23 protein-coding genes are annotated in these 23705 nt (G+C 42.4%); 11 read left to right on the forward strand and 12 right to left on the reverse strand.

Going from position 1 to position 23705, the window contains the following annotated elements; all coding sequences use genetic code 11:
- Window positions 1–62: 62 nt before the first annotated feature.
- The 3 genes from csrA to alaS form a co-directional block, all read right to left on the reverse strand.
- Complete coding sequence (csrA, locus tag PYW33_RS05145; protein WP_004278972.1) at window positions 63–317, reverse strand: carbon storage regulator CsrA; 255 nt, start codon at window positions 315–317, stop codon at window positions 63–65.
- Window positions 318–567: 250 nt separating this feature from the next.
- Window positions 568–1848, reverse strand: coding sequence for an aspartate kinase (locus PYW33_RS05150; RefSeq protein ID WP_004278971.1), 1281 nt, complete (start codon window positions 1846–1848; stop codon window positions 568–570).
- A gap of 64 nt (window positions 1849–1912) precedes the next feature.
- Window positions 1913–4606 carry an alanine--tRNA ligase gene (alaS, locus tag PYW33_RS05155; RefSeq protein ID WP_171056996.1) on the reverse strand — a complete coding sequence of 898 codons (2694 nt, stop codon included), beginning with the start codon at window positions 4604–4606 and terminating at the stop codon, window positions 1913–1915.
- Window positions 4607–4994: 388 nt separating this feature from the next.
- Here alaS and PYW33_RS05160 point away from each other — a divergent pair, with 388 nt between their 5' ends.
- Window positions 4995–6017: a type I glyceraldehyde-3-phosphate dehydrogenase gene (locus PYW33_RS05160; RefSeq protein WP_004645557.1), complete on the forward strand. Its 1023-nt coding sequence runs from the start codon at window positions 4995–4997 to the stop codon at window positions 6015–6017.
- Between the two features lie 192 nt (window positions 6018–6209).
- The gene (locus PYW33_RS05165; protein ID WP_004645555.1) at window positions 6210–6506 is read left to right on the forward strand and encodes a hypothetical protein; all 297 of its coding nucleotides are present in this window, start codon (window positions 6210–6212) and stop codon (window positions 6504–6506) included.
- A 45-nt stretch (window positions 6507–6551) separates the two neighbouring features.
- Here the strand turns inward: PYW33_RS05165 and PYW33_RS05170 are convergent, their stop codons facing one another.
- The gene (locus PYW33_RS05170; protein WP_004645554.1) at window positions 6552–6851 is read right to left on the reverse strand and encodes an AzlD family protein; all 300 of its coding nucleotides are present in this window, start codon (window positions 6849–6851) and stop codon (window positions 6552–6554) included.
- Window positions 6848–7597 carry an AzlC family ABC transporter permease gene (locus tag PYW33_RS05175; RefSeq protein ID WP_004645553.1) on the reverse strand — a complete coding sequence of 250 codons (750 nt, stop codon included), beginning with the start codon at window positions 7595–7597 and terminating at the stop codon, window positions 6848–6850. Before PYW33_RS05175 ends, PYW33_RS05170 begins: the two co-directional genes overlap by 4 nt.
- 147 nt (window positions 7598–7744) lie before the next feature.
- Between PYW33_RS05175 and PYW33_RS05180 the strand changes: the two genes are divergently transcribed.
- The 5 genes from PYW33_RS05180 (at window position 7745) to PYW33_RS05200 (ending at window position 12318) form a co-directional block, all read left to right on the forward strand.
- Window positions 7745–8200 (forward strand): Lrp/AsnC family transcriptional regulator, encoded by a 456-nt coding sequence (locus tag PYW33_RS05180; protein WP_004645552.1) that lies wholly within the window; start codon window positions 7745–7747, stop codon window positions 8198–8200.
- Window positions 8201–8406: 206 nt separating this feature from the next.
- Window positions 8407–9573, forward strand: coding sequence for an ATP phosphoribosyltransferase regulatory subunit (locus PYW33_RS05185; RefSeq protein WP_004645551.1), 1167 nt, complete (start codon window positions 8407–8409; stop codon window positions 9571–9573).
- Between the two features lie 70 nt (window positions 9574–9643).
- Window positions 9644–10963 carry an adenylosuccinate synthase gene (locus PYW33_RS05190; protein WP_004278963.1) on the forward strand — a complete coding sequence of 440 codons (1320 nt, stop codon included), beginning with the start codon at window positions 9644–9646 and terminating at the stop codon, window positions 10961–10963.
- 160 nt (window positions 10964–11123) lie between these two features.
- Complete coding sequence (locus PYW33_RS05195) at window positions 11124–11432, forward strand: hypothetical protein (RefSeq protein WP_004645550.1); 309 nt, start codon at window positions 11124–11126, stop codon at window positions 11430–11432.
- A gap of 112 nt (window positions 11433–11544) precedes the next feature.
- A complete protein-coding gene (locus PYW33_RS05200; RefSeq protein ID WP_004645549.1) occupies window positions 11545–12318 on the forward strand; it encodes a M48 family metallopeptidase in 774 nt (257 codons plus the stop codon).
- Between the two features lie 166 nt (window positions 12319–12484).
- Here PYW33_RS05200 and slyD read toward each other — a convergent pair whose 3' ends face one another.
- From slyD to PYW33_RS05215, 3 genes are all read right to left on the reverse strand, one after another.
- Complete coding sequence (gene slyD, locus PYW33_RS05205) at window positions 12485–12967, reverse strand: peptidylprolyl isomerase (RefSeq protein ID WP_004278960.1); 483 nt, start codon at window positions 12965–12967, stop codon at window positions 12485–12487.
- Between the two features lie 136 nt (window positions 12968–13103).
- Window positions 13104–14390, reverse strand: a complete 1287-nt coding sequence (locus PYW33_RS05210) for an NAD(P)/FAD-dependent oxidoreductase (protein ID WP_004645547.1) — start codon at window positions 14388–14390, stop codon at window positions 13104–13106.
- 241 nt (window positions 14391–14631) lie between these two features.
- Window positions 14632–15945, reverse strand: a complete 1314-nt coding sequence (locus PYW33_RS05215) for a D-alanyl-D-alanine carboxypeptidase PBP6B (RefSeq protein ID WP_004645546.1) — start codon at window positions 15943–15945, stop codon at window positions 14632–14634.
- 175 nt (window positions 15946–16120) lie between these two features.
- Between PYW33_RS05215 and PYW33_RS05220 the strand changes: the two genes are divergently transcribed.
- Window positions 16121–17824 carry a M61 family metallopeptidase gene (locus tag PYW33_RS05220; protein WP_004645545.1) on the forward strand — a complete coding sequence of 568 codons (1704 nt, stop codon included), beginning with the start codon at window positions 16121–16123 and terminating at the stop codon, window positions 17822–17824.
- A 77-nt stretch (window positions 17825–17901) separates the two neighbouring features.
- On the opposite strand, the gene paaI is transcribed toward PYW33_RS05220, so the two are convergent.
- Window positions 17902–18294 carry a hydroxyphenylacetyl-CoA thioesterase PaaI gene (paaI, locus tag PYW33_RS05225; RefSeq protein WP_004645544.1) on the reverse strand — a complete coding sequence of 131 codons (393 nt, stop codon included), beginning with the start codon at window positions 18292–18294 and terminating at the stop codon, window positions 17902–17904.
- A gap of 168 nt (window positions 18295–18462) precedes the next feature.
- Here paaI and PYW33_RS05230 point away from each other — a divergent pair, with 168 nt between their 5' ends.
- Complete coding sequence (locus tag PYW33_RS05230; protein WP_228127471.1) at window positions 18463–19368, forward strand: DUF2971 domain-containing protein; 906 nt, start codon at window positions 18463–18465, stop codon at window positions 19366–19368.
- Window positions 19369–19372: 4 nt separating this feature from the next.
- On the opposite strand, the gene PYW33_RS05235 is transcribed toward PYW33_RS05230, so the two are convergent.
- From PYW33_RS05235 to PYW33_RS05245, 3 genes are all read right to left on the reverse strand, one after another.
- Entirely contained in the window at window positions 19373–20137 is a 765-nt protein-coding gene (locus tag PYW33_RS05235; protein ID WP_004645258.1) for an IS5 family transposase, read from the reverse strand.
- A 258-nt stretch (window positions 20138–20395) separates the two neighbouring features.
- On the reverse strand, window positions 20396–20791 hold the full coding sequence (gene uraH, locus PYW33_RS05240) for a hydroxyisourate hydrolase (RefSeq protein WP_004645541.1): 396 nt from the start codon (window positions 20789–20791) through the stop codon (window positions 20396–20398).
- A gap of 118 nt (window positions 20792–20909) precedes the next feature.
- A complete protein-coding gene (locus tag PYW33_RS05245; protein ID WP_004645540.1) occupies window positions 20910–21698 on the reverse strand; it encodes an rRNA large subunit pseudouridine synthase E in 789 nt (262 codons plus the stop codon).
- A 194-nt stretch (window positions 21699–21892) separates the two neighbouring features.
- On the opposite strand from PYW33_RS05245, the gene icd reads away from it, so the two are divergent.
- Entirely contained in the window at window positions 21893–23149 is a 1257-nt protein-coding gene (gene icd / locus PYW33_RS05250) for an NADP-dependent isocitrate dehydrogenase (RefSeq protein WP_004645539.1), read from the forward strand.
- A gap of 301 nt (window positions 23150–23450) precedes the next feature.
- On the forward strand, window positions 23451–23582 hold the full coding sequence (locus PYW33_RS05255; protein WP_004645538.1) for a hypothetical protein: 132 nt from the start codon (window positions 23451–23453) through the stop codon (window positions 23580–23582).
- Window positions 23583–23705: the final 123 nt, after the last annotated feature.

Genomic DNA, 23705 nt, shown 5'->3' on the forward strand with positions numbered 1-23705 from the left:
TTTGTATAAAATTTAGACAAATTTAAAGCGGCTCAAAAGCCGCTTTATTCTTCGCACAAACATTAACGGTTAAAGTTATTTTGTGTCTGGCTATCGTCTTCATAAGAAGGTTGGTAATCTTGATCGATATGTTGAAGATGTTCATGCATTGCACGTTCATGCTGGATACGCTGGTAAATCTCTTCACGGTGCACAGAGACTTCTTTCGGAGCATTTACCCCGATACGAACCTGGTTACCTTTTACACCAAGCACAGTCACACTGACTTGATCACCAATCATTAAAGTTTCCCCGACGCGTCGAGTCAGAATCAGCATGTTTTTCTCCTTGCAAAATGCAAAACCTGCAATCTATTGAATATAAAACAAAAAGCACAACCAAAAATTACAAAATAAGATCTGGATAGAAATTCTGTCATCTGGGTGAAAGATTTTAATCTATCTCAGCTGGTTAAAAATCCTCAGGCTTAATATAACAGAGCCACTATAAAAAAAACTATAGTGGCTCTGCATTTTTGTAGACTTTTATAAAATACTGTCAAACAATGACAATATTCTGTCTTAACGCTTAAGCACGTGCGCTAGATTCGCCTTGTTCACGGTCTAAACCGAATGCGGTATGCAATGAACGAACCGCAAGTTCAAGATAATTTTCTTCAATGATCACAGAAATCTTGATTTCAGACGTCGAGATCATCAGGATGTTGATGCCTTCGTCTGCCAAAGCTGTGAACATTTTGCTTGCCACGCCGGCATGTGAACGCATGCCTACACCTACAATTGATACTTTTACGATATCTGAACGGGTCGCAACTTCACGCGCACCAATTTCTTGAGCAGTTGCTTCAAGAATGGCTTTGGCTTTATTTAATTCGCCACGGTTCACAGTAAAAGTGAAATCAGTTGTACCATCTTCTTCAACGTTCTGGATAATCATATCCACTTCAACATTGGCATCACCAATCGGGCACAAAATTTTAGAAGCAATACCCGGTTCGTCAGGCACACCTAAAATAGTTAATTTTGCTTCGTCACGGTTAAATGCGATACCGGAGATAATTGGCTGTTCCATGTTGTCTTCCAATTCAGTCGTAATAAGTGTACCAACGTTTTGCTTAAACTCTTCGTCGAATGCGCCATCGTTGTCATTGTCGAAGCTTGATAATACGCGTAAAGGCACCTGGTATTTACCAGCAAATTCAACTGAACGAATTTGCAGGACTTTAGAACCGAGTGACGCCATCTCAAGCATTTCTTCAAATGAAATACGATCAACTTTTTTTGCTTTTGGTGCAACACGTGGATCGGTGGTATATACACCGTCAACGTCGGTATAAATCTGGCATTCATCTGCTTTGAGTGCGGCAGCAATTGCAACACCTGAAGTATCAGAACCGCCACGCCCTAAAGTGGTGGTATTGCCATGTTCATCAAAACCCTGGAAACCGGCAACGACAAGTACGCGGCCTGCATCCAGATTTGAGTTCAGGACTTCAGTATCAATGGATTCGATACGTGCCTTATTGAATGAGCTGTCGGTTTTCATGCCAACCTGGCGACCTGTTAGTGATTTTGCTTCAACTCCAATTGAGTTCAGCGCCATTGCTAACATAGAAATCGTAACCTGTTCACCCGTAGATACCATTTGGTCTAGTTCACGTGGGTCAGGGGTTTCGGTAATGGCCTTCGCTAAAGCAAGCAGACGATTGGTTTCGCCACTCATTGCTGATACCACTACCACTACCTTGTGGCCGTGGTCATGCCAGCGCTTTACACGACGAGCAACATTTAAAATGCGCTCGGGAGTACCCATAGAGGTACCGCCATATTTTTGAACGATTAATGCCATAGTTGTTCCATATAAGCCATGACCCTGATGTACCTATCAGGGTCAGTTACACAAAATTGAAGTTTTATTTTGCTGCAAGCCAGGCAGTTAAATCTGCCATCACTGGAGCAAACTTCTCGTTAAGTGGCGCGCCACCTTGTGCCAAGTCAGGTTTACCACCACCTTTACCACCTAGCTCATTCGCTAAATGTTTGATGATGTCACCTGCTTTAATAGAAGCAGTAAAGTCTTTTGCCACAGATGCGATCAAGCTCACCTTGTCACCCTCTACACCTGCCAGAACAATCACTGCATTTTCTAATTTTGATTTCACACCGTCGTGCAGGTTGCGAAGTGCTTTCGCATCCATGTTTTCAACAGTTGTAATCAAGGTTGCACGACCTGCAATGCTTTGAACTTGGCTTAGAAGTTCACCGGCTTGCAGGCTAGCAAGTTTTTGATTGAGTTGTTCGATCTGTTTCTGCAAGCTCGATGCAGTATCAACCAACGCTTCAACTTTTTCTAAAGTCTGGTCTTTTTGTGCTTTGAGCAAACCGTTAATCGTATTGATATCGCGATCGGCTTTTTGCGCAACTTCAACTGCTTTAGTGCCTGTTACTGCTTCAATACGACGTACACCGGCTGCCACACCACCTTCAGAGGTGATTTTGAACAGACCGATATCACCGGTACGTTTTACGTGAATACCACCGCAAAGTTCGATTGAGAAGTTTTTCTCTTCAATCACTGAACCCATAGACAGTACACGTACTTCGTCACCGTATTTCTCGCCAAACAGCATCATCGCGCCTTTAGCTTTCGCAGACTCGATATCCAGAAGTTCAGTAGACACCGCAGTATTGGCAATCACTTCAGCATTGACCAAACGTTCAATTTCTTGCAGCTGTTCAAAGCTTACAGGCTGGTCGTTGGCAAAGTCAAAACGTAACACGTCAGATGCAACCAATGAACCTTTTTGCTGTACATGTGAACCTAAAATTTGACGTAATGCAGCATGTAGCAGGTGAGTCGCAGAGTGGTTACGTGCCGTTGCTGCACGAATGTCTGCTTTAACCGTTGCTTCTACATTTTGAGTAACTTTCAAGTTACCCATAGTCACGATACCTTGGTGTACAAATGCACCACCAGATTTCTTGGTATCTTGAACTTCGAAAATACCAGTATCGTTTTTGAAGAGTCCTGTATCACCGATTTGACCACCGCTTTCTGCGTAGAAAGGTGTTTGGTTAAGTACGATCAGTGCTTCGTCGCCTTCAACCACTTCGTCAACTTGCTCGCCATCTTTGTAGATTGCGATGATTTGACCTTGACCCGCAGTTGCATCGTAACCTTCAAACTGAGTTTCACCTTCGACTTTCACAACAGAATTATAGTCGATTGCGAATTTGCCTGCATCACGTGCGCGTTGACGCTGTGCAGCCATTTCAGTTTCGAAACCAGCTTCATCAATGGTTAAGTCACGTTCACGTGCGATGTCAGCAGTCAAGTCAGTCGGGAAACCGTAAGTATCGTAAAGTTTAAATACTACTTCGCCCGGAATTACAGAACCTTTTAACTGCGCCAATTCGCCTTCAAGCAATTTCAGACCTTGCTCAAGTGTTTTAGCAAATTGCTCTTCTTCTTTCAGAAGTTGCGCTTCGATACGTGCCTGGTTGGCTGCAAGTTCAGGATATGCTGCACCCATCACTTCAATCAGTGGCTTCAACATTTTGTGGAAGAACGAACCAGTCGCACCTAGTTTGTTACCGTGACGTACTGCACGACGAATGATACGACGCAATACATAGCCACGACCTTCGTTCGATGGGTTTACGCCATCAGCAATCAGGAAGCAGCATGAACGTGCATGGTCAGCAACAACTTTAAGTGAAGCAGGGTATTCAACTGGTTTGTTTTCTGCTTGTGCTTTTGCTTCAAGTTCAGACGTATCTAAACCAATAATTTCAGCAGCAGCTTTTAGCAAGTGCTGGAACAGGTCGATTTCGTAGTTTGAGTTAACGTGCTGAAGAACAGCTGAAATACGCTCCAAGCCCATACCTGTATCCACAGAAGGTGCTGGAAGAGGGTGTAATACGCCATCCGCAGTACGGTTGAACTGCATGAAAACGTTGTTCCAGATTTCAATGAAACGGTCGCCATCTTCTTCAGGAGAACCCGGTAAGCCACCCCAGATATGATCGCCATGGTCAAAGAAGATTTCAGAACATGGACCACAAGGACCGGTGTCACCCATTGCCCAGAAGTTATCTGATGCGTATTGACCGCCTTTGTTGTCACCAATACGAATAATGCGCGAAGCGTCTAGACCGATTTCTTTGTTCCAGATGTCAAAGGCTTCATCATCGGTGTGGTAAACGGTTGCATAGAGTTTATCTTTAGGAAGACCAAGCCATTCTTCGTTAGTCAAAAAGTCCCAGGCAAATTTGATCGCATCACGTTTGAAGTAATCACCAAAGGAGAAGTTACCCAACATTTCAAAGAAAGTGTGGTGACGTGCTGTATAACCTACATTGTCCAAGTCGTTGTGCTTACCACCTGCGCGCACGCATTTTTGTGATGACACTGCACGTACATAATCGCGTTTTTCTAGACCTAAGAAGCAATCTTTAAACTGGTTCATACCAGCATTGGTGAACAGCAAAGTTGGGTCATTGGCAGGTACTAGAGAACTCGACGCGACACGTGTATGCCCTTGCGATTCAAAGTAACGCAAAAATGCTTCACGAATTTCAGCTGATGTCATAAAACGAGTACTCACAACCAAGTCACTCCATAATTTCCGATTTGGCTAAAACACCACAGTCTGACAAGCATACAAGAGCTCTGCTGCAATGCGGGGCTTAAAAATTTAAAACGCCAAATTATAACGGAAAAAGCAGTAGGCACCAATCATTTTAAAACCAATTGCGAAGGATTTATTTACTCAGGTTTTTCGCTGAATAATTAAATTGAATTTTCCCACAGTAGAATTCGTGGATATCCATCACATTAAAAATAACTGGAATTTTAAATGACCCAGATACAGACGGATGGATCAGAAATAAAATAATCGAAAATCAGTATTTTCTCTGAAGTTTTTTAATGTACGGCGCCAGAAATCCTTTAACATAGAAGAGTTTTAAAATAGGCATATAAAAGGTCGAGTCATGCAACGAGTGGCAATCAATGGATTTGGGCGTATTGGACGGAATGTACTGCGCGCATGGTTTGAAAATCCGAAAGATTTTAATTTTGAAATCGTTGCCATTAACGATATTGCCGATGTTGAAACCCTGATCCATCTATTTAAATATGACTCGACCCATGGCCGTTTTCCGGGGCAGGTGGATCTCAGCTATGATGCTGAACATATCTATATGCATATCAGCTATCAAGATACTGCATTAAAAGTACAGGTTTTGTGTGAGTCGCATCCGGCTAAGTTGCCTTGGCAAAACTTGACGGTAGATGTAGTGCTTGAATGTACTGGGCTATTCCGTTCTCGTGAAGCCGCGACCCAGCATATTGGCGCAGGGGCGAAACGTGTGATTATCGGCGCAGCACCTTTTGATACGGTCGATGCCGCAATTGTCTATGGTGTCAATCATCATGAAGTCAAAGCATCGGACCAGATCATTTCCAGTGTTTCTTGTACTACGCAGGCTTTGGTGCCACTGGTCAAAATTATTGATGATGCATTTGGCATCAGTAGCGCCCTGATGACCGAAATCCATGCTGTTACGGCGGATCAGTCGGTACTGGATCATGCACATCGTGATTTGCGACGTGCACGTGCCTCGGGCCATAACATCATTCCGACCACTTCGAGCGCACTCGGTGCCTTAAAGCGTGTCATGCCAAAAATGGAAGATCGTATTGATGGTTATTCAATTCGGGTGCCAACCATTAATGTGGCCGCGATTGATTTGACGTTTGTCTCCCAGTCACCGATCACCGATCACAAGCTGAATGAAGTGCTGATCAAGGCTGCCCAGCAGGATTTTGCGGAAATCATGGCCGTGACGGATGAGCCTTTGGTATCGAGCGATTTTAATCATTCCCCATATTCATTGATTGTGGATTTGACCCAGACTCTGGTGGTCGGGCATCAAGCTAAAGTCTTTGCCTGGTACGATAACGAGTGGGGCTATGCCAACCGTCTGCTGGATTTATGTGAATCATTTCATTAAGTTCGGGTCATCTAAACCTCAAAAGCACCAAGATACGATGCTTTTTTCTTGCCTGTAAATATTCTACAAGCCATGTTTTAAGAGAATTTGCTGGTAATTGATCGAAAATCAGGAATTGAGGCTGAATTATTTACGTTATCCGCAGCATTTTTCGTTAAGATAAAGACAATAAAATGAAATAAGAGCAAGCACATGATGGTGGTTTGGGGATTTATTATACTGCTGACTTTGGCGGTGATTTTTCTGATCTGGCTGCAGTTTAATCAGAATGATGAACCACGTAGCGTGGAAGGCGTGCCAGTCGAAGAAAAAATTGTGCATCTGGAAGAGAATTTAAAAAAGACCCTGGAAATCATGCAGGATCTAGCCAAAAAAATGCATGTGCAGCAGGAAGTACTGGATCAGACCACAGCCAAACTTCAGCAGGTTGAATTACAAAATGCCGAGCTGGTCAGTTTACTCACCAAAGTGGTTGATCCACAAAAATAGACAAAACCCCTTTAGAGATACATTTAAAGGGGTTTTGTTTAAGTATTAGACGCTTAAAATTCTTAAAACTGCGGCAGAAACCATACTGATGGCGACGGTCGGTAATAATCCAAAACGTGTAGCAGCGAACAGCGTTAAAGCCAAGGCGATCAGGTCTGCAGGATGGTCGCGTACAAAATAGGGTGCAATCACTGAAATCAGCACGCAGCCGGGGACTACTTCCAGAATTTTTCGCTGGCGCTGTGTTAGTGTTTTATTTTTTAACAAGACATAGCCCAAGATCCGGGTTAAATAAGTGGTCGCAGCAATCAGAATAATGGCCACCAAGGTGCTCATCTGGATCATGTTTGATCCTCTTGAATCAGGAAAAATGCCGAAGCGATTCCAGACAAGGCGCCAATCGGCACATACCAGCCCGCAGGTAAATATAAATAAGCCAAAGCCGCACAGACTAAACTGACCAGCCATGGCCGGGCAGCCTCAAAACCTTTCCACATACTTCTTAGTAACACCAGAAATACAGCAGGAAAGGCCATATCAAAACCAAAACGGTTGATGTCGCCTAATACAGGTCCAAGCATGGCCCCGAGTGTGGTAAATCCGACCCACATCAAGTACAGGCAAAAACACAGGCCGGCATAATAAGGCATGCTAAACGCAGCACGATAACCCAGTTGCGCCTGTTTCCTTTGTGCATCAGCCAGACCGAGTGCCCAGCTTTCATCGACCATAAAAAACAGCGCCGGAAAAACTTTACGATTCGGAAGATGCTTTAAATACGGCACCAAACTGGCGCCCATCAACAGATGCCGGCTATTTACCAGAAAGGTAATGAACATCAGCATGAGTAAATTTGGTGGACTGCTCCAGACTTCCAGAATGGCAAATTCAGAACCGCCGGCAAAGTTTAATCCTGTCAGTAAAGGCACTTCGAGCAAGCTGAAATTCTTCTGTACTGCCGTCGCACCCAACACCAGCGCAAAGGGGATAATCCCTAAAAGCATGGGAATAGAATCTTTCATGCCACGTTGAAATTCACTGAAATCGGTAGGGGCAACTATTGCTGCGGTGCTTTGTCTGAACAAAAGCATGGAAATGACCTGGGTACTGCAAAACTAAACCATATTTTATGGCGATATTCAGGCTATTTGCTGTTGTAGTGAAAGAGGTTTGAGTTTTATTTGAAATTAAATTGCGCTAAATTAAGTTTAAGAGGTTTTAAATGCCAAAGCATAGATATGGATCAAATAGATAAACGCATTCTGCATGAGCTGCAAAAGAATGGAAAACTGCAAAATAATGAACTGGCTCAACTGATTGGCTTGTCGCCATCACCCTGTTTAAGACGGGTAAAACAGCTGGAAGATGATGGTGTGATTGAGCAATATGTCGCGCTGCTGAATCCGCAAAAGGTCAATTTGGCGATGAGTGTCTTTGCACGCGTCTGGCTCAAGTCTCAAGAAGCTGCCGTGGTCGACCAATTTGTCGAAGCGATCAAGGAAATGCCAGAAGTCGTCGAGTGCCAGCTAATGGCGGGCGATTGTGATTTCTTTTTAAGAATTGTAGTGGCTGATCTGGATGCCTATCGTAAATTTCAGATTCATCATTTAACCCAAATTCCCTGCATTCAAAGTGTAAAAACTGAAATTCCATTGCAAACGGTCAAAAGTACCACTGCATTGCCTTTGGTTTAATGCCGGATTTTTTCATGCTATTTGTTTTAAATGTGCATTAAAATGCTGATAGTTGACACAATTGTTGTTGATTTCATCAGGTAGCGAAAATTATAAAATTTGCGATGCACAGCCAAAACTATCGTGCTAGACTAGGAGAAATCGGGTGTGCTCCCGATTTTTTTATGCGGATTCGTTCCGCGCTGACAAGAATTTAGGTTTACAACATGCCCATTTCAGAGACATGGTTATTACCTGATGGTGTAGCTGATGTATTACCAGAACAAGCGCAAGTTATTGAAAGTCTGCGCCGTAAATCACTGGATTTCCTTGCATCTCGAGGTTATCAGCTGGTGTACACGCCATTCATTGAATACATCGAATCTCTATCTTCTCTCTCAGAATCGAATCAAGATTTAGACTTAGCCACTTTTAAAGTAATCGATCAGCTTTCTGGTCGTTTGCTTGGTGTGCGTGCCGATATGACACCACAAGTGGCTCGTATTGATGCGCATGTACATCCAGTGGAAGGTGTAGCACGTTACTGCTATGCAGGAACCGTTCTGCATACCAAGCCTCGCGGTTTTAACACTTCGCGTGCGCCACTACAGTTAGGTGCGGAGCTATTTGGTTCAGACAGCATCGATGCCGATGTAGAAATGGTCGACTTGATGATCAGTCTGATTCAGGAAACAGGTCTGGCAGATGGTATTCATCTGGACTTAGGTCATGTCGGTTTATTCCGCAGTCTGGTGGCTCAAGCAGGCTTGAACAAAGTCGCTGAACAGCAATTATCTGATTTATACCAACGCAAGGCTTTGCCAGAATTAGAAGAATTCACGGCAGACCTGAAATTTGGTCAGGATTTTTATGCCCTTGGACGCTATGCCAGCGACCTGGATGCATTGCAAGCGCATTTAAGTGCTGAAGTGTTGGCGAATCCAGCATTTACGCAGGCTTTTAATGTTTTGCAAACCACCAAAGATGAAGTTCAAACCCGTTGGCCAAACTTGAGTATTGGTATTGATGTGGTTGAATTACGTTCATACCATTATCATACTGGCCTGATGTATGCAGTCTATGCACCGAACCGTGCAGCTGCACTGGCACAAGGTGGCCGTTATGATGGCATTGGTGAGCATTTTGGCCGCGCGCGTCCGGCAACCGGTTTCTCTTGTGACTTATATGCTTTAAGCGCAGGTCAGTTTGATGCGGTACAGGTCGTGGTTGCACCTAAAGGCACTGATGCAGAACTTCTGAATGCAATTCAGAACATTCGCGCACAAGGCTTAAGTGTAATTCAGTTACTGGGTAATGATGATTTAAACTCGATTCCATATGCAACGCACCTGCTGGTGAATGCGAATGGTGAGTGGACAGTCAAAACGATTTAACTGCTTGGCTCAGTGTTCATGTCGCTGAGCGGGGCTTTCAACTTTAACAGCATGATGTAATGAGGCTATTATGGGCAAGAATGTTGTGGTACTTGGTACCCAATGGGGCGACGAAGGTAAAGGTAAAATCGTCGACCTGCTCACAGATCAAGCGGCAGCGGTAGTTCGTTATCAAGGCGGACATAACGCAGGTCACACTCTTGTGGTTGGTGGTAAGAAAACTGTCTTACACCTCATTCCATCAGGTATTTTACGTGAAAACGTATTGTGCTTAATTGGTAACGGTGTTGTTCTTTCTCCTGAAGCGCTCATCAAAGAGATGGACATTCTTGAAAAAGAAGGCGTTCCTGTTAAAGAACGTTTACGCATTTCTCCAAACTGTCCATTGATTCTTCCGAACCACATCGCACTTGATCAGGCGCGTGAGAAAAAACGTGGTAATGCGAAGATTGGTACGACAGGTCGTGGTATCGGTCCTGCATACGAAGACAAAGTAGCACGTCGCGCAGTACGTGTTGCTGACCTAGTACGTGGTGGTGAACATCTTACTGCTCAGTTAACTGAACTTCTGGACTACCATAACTTCCAGCTGACTGAATACTACGGTGTTGAAGCAGTTAAACTGGAAGATGTGCTGGCACTTTGCGACGAATGGCGTAAAGTTGTTGCGCCACTGGTTGTGGATGTGACCACTGAATTGCATAACTACCGTAAAAACGGTGACAATATCATGTTCGAAGGCGCGCAAGGTTCACTTCTTGACGTTGACCACGGTACATATCCGTATGTAACGTCTTCGAATACAACTGCTGGTGGCGTAAGCTCTGGTTCAGGTCTGGGTCCTTTGCACCTTGACTATGTACTGGGTATTACTAAAGCGTACACCACGCGTGTAGGTGCAGGTCCATTCCCAACTGAGTTGGTGTATGACGCTGCAAATGACACAGGTGATGCGATTGGTAAACACCTCGGTACGATTGGTAATGAATTTGGTGCCTCTACTGGCCGTCAACGTCGTTGTGGCTGGTTCGATGCTGAAATCCTACGCCGTTCAGTTGACGTAAACTCACTTTCTGGTATTTGCCTGACTAAACTTGACGTTCTTGACGGTTTAGAAGAAGTGAAAATCTGTGTGGGTTATGAAGCCGCAGATTCTGGTTGTGTTGGTTCTTCTGATGCGCTTGCATTCGAAACTTTAAAACCGATTTACGAAACTATGCCAGGCTGGTCTGAGTCAACTTTCGGTGCGAAATCACTGGATCAGTTGCCAGAAGCTGCATTGAACTATGTAAAACGTCTTGAGCAATTGATTGAATGTCCGATCGACATCATTTCAACAGGTCCAGACCGTGAAGAAACCATTGTTCTTCGCCACCCGTTTGATGCTTAATCTTCATTTGATTAAAGCTTGAATGATAAAAACCCATCTCCGGATGGGTTTTTTTATATCCTGAATTTATGCAGGTATTTCAAGACTAAAGTTGCATCGGTAATACCACGTGATGTGTTTTAACATAGCGGTATATAAAGAAAGAAAAATGAGCAGCAGGATGCAAAAAAATATATCGGCAACCATGTTTTATTCATTGTTATTTGCGATGGGCGGGGCACCAACAATGGCCATGATGATTATTCGTGCGCAAACTCAAAATCCCGAAGTGATTTATGCGGCGCTGATTGGTCTGAGTGTCATAATCGCCTGTATATTAGTGCCTATTATTTTATTGCAAAATGCTTTTTTATATTTCAAACGTAAAGACGAAATGCTTGAACAGAAAATCAAACCACTCAGCCAGGTTTACCTGGGCTTAAATCTCATCTGTTTGATTTATTGGTTGGCGATACAGTATTTGGCTTAAAAATTACATAATTTATAAGAAGATGAATGAATTAAGCGTTTAGCTGCTGGGCGCTTTCACTTATAATTTTTACAATGTAAATTGCCCTTGAGCCAAGGTGGAGTAAATTATAATGAAGAATAAACTTTTATTGAGTATGGCGGCTGCTACAGTCGTCACATTATCAGGTTGTACCACCATTGCCGATATGGCAGGGGCAGATACTGCGACCTTAAATGCATCTGCGAGCCAAAGCTATAATGCCATGGTCAATGATGCGAAAAACAAAGGTCAACTGGATACCAGTTCAGCGACCTATAAGCGGATTAATAATGTATTTAACCGTTTGAAACCGGTTGCTAACCAGATGAATCAAACTGGTACGGCATTCCAGTGGCAATTGGCTGTGCTCAAATCTGACCAGGTCAACGCCTTTGTTGCCCCGGGTGGTAAAGTCGTATTCTATACTGGTATCGTGAATAAACTGAATCTGACTGATGCTGAAATTGCAGCGATTATGGGTCATGAAATGGTGCATGCCTTAGAAGAGCATTCTAAGCAGAAAATCGGTGCTCAGGCCCTGACTGATCTGGCTTTAGGTATTGGCTTGAATGCAGCAGGTGTGGGTCAAGGTGGCGCTGCAGCCGCACAATTGGGTAGTCAGATCGGTATTGGCTTGCCATACTCGCGTAATTTGGAAAGCCGTGCTGACCAAGGCGGTTTAATGCTGATGGCGCGCGCAGGTTATAACCCGAATGCAGCCATTACCCTGTGGGAAAAAATGAACAAACTTGGTGGCGGCAGTGGTGCAACCTTCCTGTCTACGCATCCATCGAATAGTCAGCGTATTGGGCAAATGCGTCAACAATTGCCAGCAGCGATGCAGATTTATAACCAAAAAAAATAATCCACTGATCATCCTGTAAAAGGAGATCTTGATCGGATTGGAAAGGCAGGGCAATGGCTCTGCTTTTTTTATAGCTAATTGGGTGGTTAATATTCTACGGGCTATTTTCAGGCAATAAAAAAGGCAAAGTCAGACTTTGCCTTTTTTCACTCAAGATCAGAAGATCTTAGTGCTGGTGACCGCCTACACCGTGTACGTGACCGTGATCTAATTCTTCTTGAGAAGCTTCACGAACAGATACGATTTCAACTTCGAAAGTCAGGTCTTGACCAGCAAGTGGGAAGTTAGCATCCACCACAACATTGTCGCCTTCAACTGCTTTAACAGTTACGATTTGCACGCCGTCATCAGTTTGAGCTTGGAACTGCATGCCTGCCTGAATGTTGTCTACGCCTTGGAACATTTGCGCAGGAACTTCTTGAACTAGGTCAGGGTTGTATTCCCCATAACCTTCAGCAGCAGGAACGTTTACAGTGAATTTTTCACCTACAGTTTTGCCTTCTAACGCATTTTCTAAACCTGGGATGATGTTACCTGCACCGTGCAAATAGGCAAGTGGTTCACCTTGAGATTGGTCGAGAGTTTCACCCTCTGCGTTAGTCAATGTGTAGTGGAAAGAAACCACGAGGTTATTTGCAATAGCAGTCATGTTAATTGATCCATTCAATTTTTTAAGGGTACATCATAAAGTGAAATTGCATTTTTGTAGACTAAAATTAGCAAAAAAACGCAATTTGACAATTTTGTTGACGATTTTTTCATTGATTGGGCCAAATTCTGGAATTTCAATGCAATTTCAGCTTTGGAGAAATTTTTCGTGTAACAAAATCTTTTGCGGTGAGAATGCCAGCATGCGCATAACCATGAATGGTCGCCTGATGAATTCGATATAAAGAAACATACATCGATTTGGCAACAAAGCCTTGCACATTGACCTGACCGAGCAACTCGCCGACGGCTTTATTCTGGCTTAAGGAAATCAGTGAACCTTTGTCAGAAAATTTAAACATCGGTAAATAACTTTCTTCATTAACACGTGCTTTCAAGGCATTGGCCAGGAAATTGGCCTGTTGGCTAGCCACTTGTGCGCGTGGACCCAAGACCGGTTCATCTGCAGCAGGCTGGCAGTGAGCACAATCACCAAAAGCAAAAATGTCTGGATCAGATTTGGTTTGCAGGGTGGAGAAGACTTTCAAGCGGTGAATATTGTCCTTTTCCATATCTTGCAGTTGTGCCAAGACTTCAGGTGCTTTGATACCTGCGGCCCAGACTTTAATCTCGGCATCCAGACTTGAGCCATCTGCAAAATAAATTTTGTCTTCATCTACCTTGGCCACACGATGACTGGTAAGGACTTCAATACCGAATTTTTCCAGCTGTTGCATGGTATGTTCAGCAACTTTCGGCGAGAGCGCAGTCAAAATACGATCCGCCGCTTCAATTAAGGTAATTTTGACTTTATTTGGATCGACCTTGTTTAAGCCATATTTAAAGAAATTGTGTTTGGCCTCCACCAACTCGGCAGCCAATTCTACTCCAGTCGCACCGGCGCCAATAATCGCGATATTCAGTTCACGGCTCGAAGCTTCATGTTGAGCATTCAAATAGAGATGCAACAGATCCTGCTGAAAGATATCAGCTTGTGGACGGCTGTCGAGAAAATGACAGAACTGTTTGACGCCTTCGGTATTAAAGTCATTCGAGGTAGAACCCAAGGCCAGTACCAGGGTGTCATAGTCGATGCGCTGGTTCTTCTTGGCTTGGGCTTTTTTGGAGAAATATTCTGTTTCTACCACAATCTGTTTCGCTTCACGATCCAGACCGGTAAATGTCCCCAAGACAAATTCATAATGATGTGCGGCTGAATGGGCAAAATAATTAGTTTCTTCTTCATGTGGATTTAAGGTGCCTGCGGCAACTTCATGCAGCAGCGGTTTCCAGATATGCGTCAGTTTTTGATCGACTAAAACAATCTGCGCTTTGCCGCTTTTACCCAAGCTCTCACCCAGCTGAGTTGCCAGTTCCAGACCACCGGCACCACCACCCACAATCACGATTTTATGTGCTGTCATATATGATTAACCTGTTTATTTTTTTAATAAAAATAAGAGAAATAGAGAGAAAATATACTATGGCATGGGCCAGATCGCGTCTTGGTTAAAATTGTTATACACATTACAAAACGTAGCAATTCTGTGAGGGCAGGTAAGTTTCCCTGTCTTGGGGAGTGATGCAGGGAGAAAAGAAAATCTGCCAGAAGATCAGCGAGTAGATCTTCTAGCTTAAAGAAAAGTAACTTGAGATGTAGGGCTATTATCTATCTAAAGGATAAAGCTTTACGCTTGGCGTATTGTCTGAAAACAAACTAAATAAGCCTTGTAGCCAGCTAAAGAATTTCTGAAACAGATTGGCTTCTTCAATTTCGACATGATCTTCAATTTGAATGGTGCGAATCAACTGATTATTCTGATAAACCTGAATGGTGGCCAAAGGCATCATGGTCGCCAAAGGTGCAATGAGTTCAGATGCTTTCACTTCAACATTGATATGAGTTTGCGTTTCCTGTAAAGGCTCGATACTTTTTAAAACGCCATCACCTGTATTCAGCATGACACGCTGTTGGGTTTGATCAAACTGGTTCAGGTCAATACTGTAGCCCTGATCATATAAAGAAGTGGTAATGATCTGCGGTTGCTTGGTTTGCACCTTAAACATTTTTAAGGTGGATTTGATCACAGGCAATTCAGCCAGTAGCTGTTGATCTTTGATCGCTACTTCATTGCGGGTATAGGTATAGGCCAGATTCATCAGCTTATGTGATACTTCAGCGCGTTTTGCGGCACTTTTAGTACCCAGCACCACCACAATCAGACGGCGATTTGGCATTTCAAAATCTGCTGTGACACGATTGGCCGTCAGCGCCAGATTGTAGCCTGCCGCACGGGTAAAACCGGTTTTTAAACCATCTACGGTTGGATCGACCTGAAGCACACGGTTGGTCGCACGATGGAAATGCTGGTTATAGGTAAAGCTTGGCTGCTTGGAATAATACAGATAATCCGGGGTTTCATTCACCACTGCCATAGACAGTCTGGCCAAATCGGCGGCAGTCGAATAATGCTCAGGCATGGTAATACCGGCCGGATTCTGGAAGTTGGTATGCTGCATGCCCAGCGCTTTGGCTTCCTGATTCATGCGTTCAACAAACTGCGGAATACCACCCGAAATTTTCTCAGCCAGCGTGACTGCAGCATCATTGGCAGACATGATAATTAAGCCCGCCAGAAGCTGATCGACTGAAATCTGATCACCTTCTTTCAGGTACATCTGTGACTCATCCCACATCACAGTTTTAACCACAGAGGTCGCGGTTAAAACTTCATTTTTATCTAATTTTCCGGCCTCAATTTCCTTTAAGGCAATATAAGCCACCATCATTTTGGTCAGCGAAGCCGGAGCACGCTGAACATCGGCATTGTGCTCTGCAATGACTTGACCAGACTGTGAATCCAGAATGGTCCAGGCTTCAGCTTCAACGCTTTCAGGCACAATATTGAGTAGGGCAGCATGTGAAAATGCAGAAATAAATAAACTGAAAACCGCAATCAGTGAGATGATGTATTTCAATGGTGTTCCTTGATAACCCGGCGGGTGTTGAACGATTTAATTTTCACGCATGCTATGCCTTTTTTATACAGATAGCTAGTCGTAAATGTAGACAAATAAGACAGCTAAACCATACTGGCTTAAAAAATGCTAAGCTAAGCTATATCTCATTTATTTTAATTTTATATCGTTCATTATGTTGCATTATCAAATTGAATTTGACGATTATCGTCAGCATCTTATTCACGTGACTGTTCGTTTTCTTGCGGACCCGACCCAAGTCCTGTCATTACCGACCTGGATTCCGGGAAGCTATCTGATTCGAGAATTTTCCAAGCACATTGAAGCGGTCAAAGCTTATGATGAGGATGGGCGCCAGTTACAGATCCAGAAATTTGAAAAGAACAAATGGCGTTTGTTCAATACTGATCATGAACTGATTACAGTGGAATATGATGTCTATGCCTATGACCTGTCCGTTCGTGGTGCATATGTGGATCAAAATCGTCTCTACGTGAACCCAGCTTGTGCATGTTTAGGGCTAGAAGGTCAGGAAAATAAAGAAATTGAACTGGAAATCTTCCTGCCAGATGAATTAAAGCATTTTCAGCTGGCAAGCGGCATGAAAGCCAAAAGTCTGGTCAGAGGCCGTTTCACGCTGAAAGCTAAAAACTATGCCGAACTGATTGATGCGCCATTTGAGCTAGCAGAACAAACCCGTTTCAGTTTTGAAGCAAATGGTATTCCGCATGAGTTTGTGGTGTCAGGCAAACACGCGATGAATGCGGCGCGTATGCAGCAGGACATTGAAAAAATCTGTGCTACAGAAATTTCAATGTTTGGTTCGGCGCCGTTTACAGACTATACCTTTATGACCATGGCAACCGGCAATAGCTATGGCGGTCTGGAGCATCCAAATTCTACCAGCCTGATTTCACCACGTGATGACTTGCCGAAAGCTAATGAGCCAGAAGAGCCATCTAAAGATTATCAGCGTTTCTTGGGCTTATGTAGCCATGAATATTTCCATTCATGGTTGGTGAAATTCATTCGCCCTGAAAACTTCGTCAATTATGATTTAAACAGAGAAGGCTATACTTCTTTGTTGTGGATCTTTGAAGGTTTCACCTCGTATTATGACGATTTGATCTTGCTACGCAGCGGCGTGATTAATCAGGAATCATATATTACTTTGTTAAAAGCACAGATTGACCGCTATTTGCAAAATCCGGGACGTGCGATTCAGTCAGTCTCTGAATCCAGTTTTGATGCTTGGGTGAAATTCTATCGTCAGGATGAAAACTCGAATAATGCAGGTACCAGCTATTATAACAAAGGCTGTTTAGTTGCATTGTGCCTGGATTTGGGTCTGCGTTTACGTGGTTCAAGTCTGGATGCCCTGATGCGTCGTTTGTATGAAAACGCTCAGAAGGGTGTTCAGGTACATGAACGGACAATCTTTGAATTATGCAAAGAGCTGACAGGAGATGATTGGTCAGAACAGATTAATCACTTGATCAATACTACAGATGAATTGCCGCTGGATCAACTCTTCCCTGAATTTGGTATGGCTTATAGCCTGAGAAATGAAAAGTCTTTGCCATTCGGTTTAAAACTGGCAGATAAGCCGGAAGGTGTGCTGGTTCAATCTGCGCGTCGTGATGGGGTTGCTGTACTCGCTGGCCTTTCTGCCAATGATGTCATTATTGCAATTGATGGCTTAAAAGCAACGACCAAACTTGTTGAAAGCTATGCAAAACAGCAAGGTACTTTTACAGTGTATGCATTCCGTCGTGATGAGCTGATGACCTTCGAGGTTCAAGCTGCGGGTTCTGAACTGACCGAAGTTGAACTGAAAGTGGAAGATCCGGCTAAAGCCGAGAAATGGCTTAAAGCTTAAATCTACAAGTGTTTGTCATTCAATAAAAACCGGTGCTTCGTCACCGGTTTTTTATTGTATTAAACTTTGAGAAAACATTATTTAATAATCAGTCGTGATGTGCCACGGAATTCCGCTACGATTTGATTATGTTGATTCATTACCTGAATATCATAAATGCCACTACGGCCACTGCTGGCTTTGTGTTCTGCTACAGCAGTCAGTGTGTCGCCAAGCAAGCCCGGTTTTAAATAATGAATACCGCAATGTTGACCGACTGCCGGATGTTCACCGGTATTGCAGGCAATTGCAAAAGCTGCATCTGCCAGTGCGAAAATCACGGCACCGTTACAGGTCTGATGACCTTGTAAATGTTGTTCAGTCACCTTTAATTCGATCTTTGCATAATTGTGATTATAAGAAACCAGATGAGCACCAAGATGCTGAATTAACCGGTCCTGATTAAACATCTGGCTGACTTGCTGATCCATTGCAAAACTCCTTTTTAGATACGTTTTATTTTAAAATATAAATTATATGAATCATAAATAGCATTGGGTAGGCAGAATGACAAGAGGGCAGAGTCAGAAATCTTGTTTGCACACATAAGAAAAAGTAGGTAAAACCAATATTCAGGTATGGGTTTTTTATTGGATAAAATGAAATTATATAAATATAGATATGGTTCAAAACGTGATTTGGAAGCTTTACAGAACAATTATTTTTATGCTCCACATTCGACACAGCTGAATGATCCATCTGAGAATCTATTCAGTGAAAAAGACATTCATAAAGTATTTGAGCTGTTTCATAATATATTTAGTTTTTCGACTTCTGATATTAGGAAAGAATTTGATCAACTATGTCAAAAAGTTAGGAAGGAGGTCGGGATTTACTCTCTAAGTCGAATTCAAAAGGACGAATTGCTTTGGGCATATTATGCCGATTCACATACAGGATTCTGTATTGAATATGATTTTGAAAAGCTTGATGAACTGAGATCTATAAGTGCTGCGTTTGAGATTGATTATGCTGAACAAAGACCAGAATTGAAGTTTGATCATGTATTCAAAAATGGAGCGACAGCTGTGGAAAAATTATTGCGAGTTACAACAGGGACTAAATCTATAAAATGGCGACACGAAGAAGAGTACAGGATTTGTATCGAACCTTTTGGTAGATTTAACTATGATTATAGGGCAGTGAAAGCAATCTACTTCGGAATGAGGATGCCTAAATCAAAAATTGATCTCGTAAAAAACAATAACAAATTGCCTGATTCTTATGCAAAAGTATGCCAACAGCAAGTTATGGAAGTATTGAAAGGAAGAGGTATTAAGTATTATCAAATGAAATTAAAAGAGGATAGTTATGAGTTTGATTGTTATGAGATAGCAGATATTTATCAAAATTCTCAAAAATACAAAGACAAAGTTCATCTAATTCCAAAGAATTTGATTGACTATAATGACTATGGTCGAGGGGTTGAAAGAGGTTATTTTGATAAGGTTGCAGAAATCATTAGTAAAGAACCATATTTTTATGAGCTAAATAGGGTCTGTTGACATTTCAAGTATAGAATTTACCCGATAAAGGTAGCCAAATAAATATACAAGCTAATGCAACTGCCCCCTCATAGCTACACTTTAGCTTATCATATCGTGTTGCTATTCCTCTGAACTGCTTTAACCTACAAAATGCATTCTCAACTAAGTGTCTGATTTTATATAAATACCAATCCATATGATCATTATTTGACTGAGTATTTGATTTTCTTGGAATATTCGCTTTAGTTTTTTTCGCAGATATTTGTTCTCTTAATGATTCAGAGTCATATCCTTTGTCTGCACAACATACTTCCGTTTCACTCAAATCAAGTTTTTCAATCATTTTGGGAGCAATCTTGACATCATGTATCGTTCCATCGGAGATAATAATTTCGATTGGATTGCCATCCGCATCAACAGCTAAGTGTATTTTAGAACTATTTCCACCAATGCTTTTAGAAATATCCTGATCTTTTATTCCAGCAGAATGTTGGTGTGCCCGAACATGACTACCATCAATAAAAACCCATTCCATATCAGCACTTGAAGAAATTAATTTAAATATTTTCATTAACTTATCATTTTTACACCAACGATTATATTTTTTAAAGATTGAGTTATACGAACCAAATTCTTTAGGCAAATCACGCCATGGGCAGCCTGTTCTTATTCTATAAAGTATTGCTTCGACAAAATTTCTCAAATTAGATTTGAAATAGATATCAAAATTTCGGAAAATAGAAAGTAACTTAGACCAGTGTTGATCATTCAGCATTGTACGAGGCATAGCGAGAAGTAAATTTAGTTTGGCGATTAAATTTTACTTTCTCGCTATTTTTTTGAACAGTAAATGTCAACAGACCCTAGTATCCATATCTCGAAGGAAGAATCGATTAAGAAAAATCAGCCTGTTATCTTCGCAGGATTTTTTTATGAAAAGAATAATTTACGCCAAATTAAAAGATATTTCACTTTGGATGAAGTCAATGAAAAATATAGCCTTTTGAATATGGGTTAAAAATTTGGTGACAACATGTCCTACATTTTAATTCCCCCGATACGTCGAATACCCATAAGAACTTAATAGCAGTGGAATATGGTAGTGCTCTAAAGCACCATCAATCACAAAAACCACCGGTACTTCAGGGAAGAACGTCCGTTGATTATTGGCCTTAAACCAATCACCCGTTTTAAACGTTACTTTATAAACGCCTTTTTGTAACGCGGTGTCTTTAGGATAAAATTCTTTAATACGACCATTACTGTCTGTCTTGGCTTCATTGAGCTTTACCCATTTCTCACCTTGCTGAGCTTCTAGGGTGACCGTGACATTAGCAGAGGGTAGGCCAGTTTCTTGATTAAGCACATGAACACTTAGTGGATTGGCACAGCTAAAAGTTGAAAGGGAAGTCGCAGCTAAAGCGAAAATTATTTTTTTCATGAGACTCACATTAAAATGAATACTTTAATTAATTCTAATAGATTGAAAAATAAAAAAATATTTAAGTTATGTAATAAAAAAAGCCCACCGAAGTGAGCTTGATTGAATCTATTCAAACTTAGCCACGACCGCGGCCGCGACCACGTGGTGCCTTGGTATTTGGACGAGTAGTACCATTGGTGCGACGTTTCGGCTTTTCACTTTCATCCATTTGCCAGATACGTTTGGTGCCAGACTTTTTCACAGAACCATCTTTGTTCTTACGAACCATTGGCTTACCGCCAGTACCACCCGGCTTTTTCACATAAGAGCGTGAACGGTATGGTTCTTCCGCAGGAACATTCTGGAAGTCTGGATATAATAATGGTTCAATTTCTCTAGTCTCGCCCGGTTGCAATCCCATACGAACCAAATCAATCTCACCAATTTTAGTACGGATCAAACGCAGTGTAGGGAAGCCCACAGCAGAGGTCATACGACGAACCTGACGGTTACGACCTTCACAGATCGAAATCTCAACCCAAGACGTCGGAACAGAGGCACGGAAACGTACAGGAGGATTACGCTCCCACAACCATTCCGGTTCAGACACTTTTTCAGCACGTGCAGGAAGCGTCATGCCATCTTTCAGTTCCACACCTTTACGAAGCTGCTCAAGTGCTTCTTCAGTGACATCACCTTCCACTTGCACCATATAAGTTTTAAACTTTTTATTGGCAGGATTGGTGATATATTGGTTGAGACCACCGTGATCGGTGAGGAAAACCAGACCTTCTGAGTCCATGTCCAAACGACCCGCAAGACGTAAATCTTTGTCGTTGACAAAATCAGCCATGGTTGGGTGCTTTTCATCCGCACGGAATTGGGAGAGGACGTCATAAGGTTTGTTTAGAATGACGATTTTCATAGGAAATAACTTCTATAATTACATTAATTTAAAAAATGTAGAGGTTTATTTAAAAGGGAAATTTAGTTATTTCCCGTATAAATCTCAAAAACAACAAATCTGGATTAGAATATTATGCGTTAAGAACAGTTGAAAGTATTGCCTAATCGGCAATTATTTTAGATTTGTCAGCGGCATCCGGGAGAATACTAATAATGGGATATCAAAAAATCGTAGTACCTGTGGATGGTACCAAAATTACCGTTAATGCAGACCTGTCACTCAACGTACCAAATAATCCAATTATCCCATTTATCGAAGGGGATGGAATCGGTGCAGATATTACACCAACAATGCGAACTGTGGTAGATGCTGCTGTGCAAAAAGCATACGCCGGGAAGCGTTCCATCGAATGGATGGAAGTCTACTGCGGTGAAAAAGCTGACAAAATTTACGGCACCTATATGCCTGAAGAAACTCTCGAAGCGCTGCGCGATTATGTGATATCGATCAAAGGTCCACTGACCACACCAGTTGGTGGCGGTATTCGTTCCCTGAATGTAGCCTTACGTCAGGAACTGGATTTATATGTCTGTGTACGTCCGGTACGCTGGTTTGAAGGGGTGCCTTCACCGGTGCATAATCCGGAACTAACCGATATGGTGATCTTCCGTGAGAATTCAGAAGATATTTATGCCGGTATTGAATGGAAAGCAGATTCTCAGGAAGCGAAAAAGGTTATCAAGTTTTTGAAAGAAGAAATGGGTGTAACCAACATCCGCTTTGAAGACAATTGTGGGATCGGGATCAAACCTGTCTCCAAAGAAGGTAGCCAGCGTCTGGTGCGTAAAGCGATTCAGTTCGCCATCGAAAATGACAAGCCTAGTGTGACTTTGGTACACAAAGGCAATATCATGAAATACACCGAAGGGGCATTTAAAGAGTGGGGCTATGAGGTCGCATTGGAACGTTTCGGCGGTGAGCTTTTAGATGGTGGTCCATGGGTTAAAATCAAAAATCCAAGAACAGGCAAAGACATTATTATTAAAGATGTCATTGCTGATGCCTTCTTGCAGCAAATCTTGATGCGTCCGGCGGATTATTCTGTAATTGCGACACTGAACTTAAATGGTGATTATATTTCTGATGCGCTAGCTGCGGAAGTCGGCGGGATCGGGATTGCACCGGGTGCCAATATCGGCGGTTCGATTGCAGTTTATGAAGCAACCCACGGTACAGCGCCTAAATATGCTGGACAAGATAAAGTAAATCCGGGTTCGATTATTCTGTCAGCAGAAATGATGCTGCGTGATATGGGCTGGATAGAAGCTGCCGACCTGATCATCAAGGGGATTTCGGGTGCGATTGCGGCAAAAACGGTGACCTACGATTTTGAGCGCTTAATGCCAGGGGCGACCTTGCTGCGTTGTTCCGAGTTTGGTGAAGCGATTATTGCCAATATGGATGCCTGAAATTGCGATGCAATTTATGAATAAAAAAACCCGCAATTACGGCGGGTTTTTTTATCACTTTATTGGGAAGCAAAGGCTGAACGGTTTAAGGTTAAACGTTAAAATAAGTATCAGGCTGCAAGATCATGTAAGAAGTGTAATGAGCCTAGAAATGATTCGTTCTAAGCTGAATAACTTAGTAAACACTGTATTACATTGACGTATTTGGATACAGCTCAGCGATTGGCTTATTTTGTATAAACGTTACAGTGATGAATGGAACTTCCAGTGATATAGAGATGTTTCTCCAAAGGAGTAAATCATGGCTAAAGCTAAAGCGAGACATAAGCAGGTCCAACAAAAAGACAAGCAGGACAATGCTCAGAATGAAGAGCAGCAACAGCAACAACAGCAACAACCATCGAAACCATCTCGTGCTAAAAAACGTAGATAATCTCCTATCCACCTAAAATAACAAAACCCTCATTTGAGGGTTTTGTTATTTGAACGCTTGTATAAAATCATCACTAAAAATAACAGGATTGTGACTTTAAATTAGGCGGTTGTGATTAAGATA

The sequence above is a fragment of the Acinetobacter lwoffii genome, from assembly GCF_029024105.1.
Lineage (GTDB): Bacteria > Pseudomonadota > Gammaproteobacteria > Pseudomonadales > Moraxellaceae > Acinetobacter > Acinetobacter lwoffii.

Excerpts from the sequence above, each read along its gene's own strand:
- csrA (WP_004278972.1), bottom strand. The coding sequence starts at position 317 with ATGCTGATTCTGACTCGACGCGTCGGGGAAACTTTAATGATTGGTGAT.
- PYW33_RS05150 (WP_004278971.1), bottom strand. The coding sequence starts at position 1,848 with ATGGCATTAATCGTTCAAAAATATGGCGGTACCTCTATGGGTACTCCC.
- PYW33_RS05160 (WP_004645557.1), top strand. The coding sequence starts at position 4,995 with ATGCAACGAGTGGCAATCAATGGATTTGGGCGTATTGGACGGAATGTA.
- PYW33_RS05165 (WP_004645555.1), top strand. The coding sequence starts at position 6,210 with ATGATGGTGGTTTGGGGATTTATTATACTGCTGACTTTGGCGGTGATT.
- PYW33_RS05170 (WP_004645554.1), bottom strand. The coding sequence starts at position 6,851 with ATGATCCAGATGAGCACCTTGGTGGCCATTATTCTGATTGCTGCGACC.
- PYW33_RS05175 (WP_004645553.1), bottom strand. The coding sequence starts at position 7,597 with ATGCTTTTGTTCAGACAAAGCACCGCAGCAATAGTTGCCCCTACCGAT.
- PYW33_RS05180 (WP_004645552.1), top strand. The coding sequence starts at position 7,745 with ATGGATCAAATAGATAAACGCATTCTGCATGAGCTGCAAAAGAATGGA.
- PYW33_RS05185 (WP_004645551.1), top strand. The coding sequence starts at position 8,407 with ATGCCCATTTCAGAGACATGGTTATTACCTGATGGTGTAGCTGATGTA.
- PYW33_RS05190 (WP_004278963.1), top strand. The coding sequence starts at position 9,644 with ATGGGCAAGAATGTTGTGGTACTTGGTACCCAATGGGGCGACGAAGGT.
- PYW33_RS05195 (WP_004645550.1), top strand. The coding sequence starts at position 11,124 with ATGCAAAAAAATATATCGGCAACCATGTTTTATTCATTGTTATTTGCG.
- PYW33_RS05200 (WP_004645549.1), top strand. The coding sequence starts at position 11,545 with ATGAAGAATAAACTTTTATTGAGTATGGCGGCTGCTACAGTCGTCACA.
- slyD (WP_004278960.1), bottom strand. The coding sequence starts at position 12,967 with ATGACTGCTATTGCAAATAACCTCGTGGTTTCTTTCCACTACACATTG.
- PYW33_RS05210 (WP_004645547.1), bottom strand. The coding sequence starts at position 14,390 with ATGACAGCACATAAAATCGTGATTGTGGGTGGTGGTGCCGGTGGTCTG.
- PYW33_RS05220 (WP_004645545.1), top strand. The coding sequence starts at position 16,121 with ATGTTGCATTATCAAATTGAATTTGACGATTATCGTCAGCATCTTATT.
- paaI (WP_004645544.1), bottom strand. The coding sequence starts at position 18,294 with ATGGATCAGCAAGTCAGCCAGATGTTTAATCAGGACCGGTTAATTCAG.
- PYW33_RS05230 (WP_228127471.1), top strand. The coding sequence starts at position 18,463 with ATGAAATTATATAAATATAGATATGGTTCAAAACGTGATTTGGAAGCT.
- PYW33_RS05235 (WP_004645258.1), bottom strand. The coding sequence starts at position 20,137 with ATGCCTCGTACAATGCTGAATGATCAACACTGGTCTAAGTTACTTTCT.
- uraH (WP_004645541.1), bottom strand. The coding sequence starts at position 20,791 with ATGAAAAAAATAATTTTCGCTTTAGCTGCGACTTCCCTTTCAACTTTT.
- PYW33_RS05245 (WP_004645540.1), bottom strand. The coding sequence starts at position 21,698 with ATGAAAATCGTCATTCTAAACAAACCTTATGACGTCCTCTCCCAATTC.
- icd (WP_004645539.1), top strand. The coding sequence starts at position 21,893 with ATGGGATATCAAAAAATCGTAGTACCTGTGGATGGTACCAAAATTACC.
- PYW33_RS05255 (WP_004645538.1), top strand. The coding sequence starts at position 23,451 with ATGGCTAAAGCTAAAGCGAGACATAAGCAGGTCCAACAAAAAGACAAG.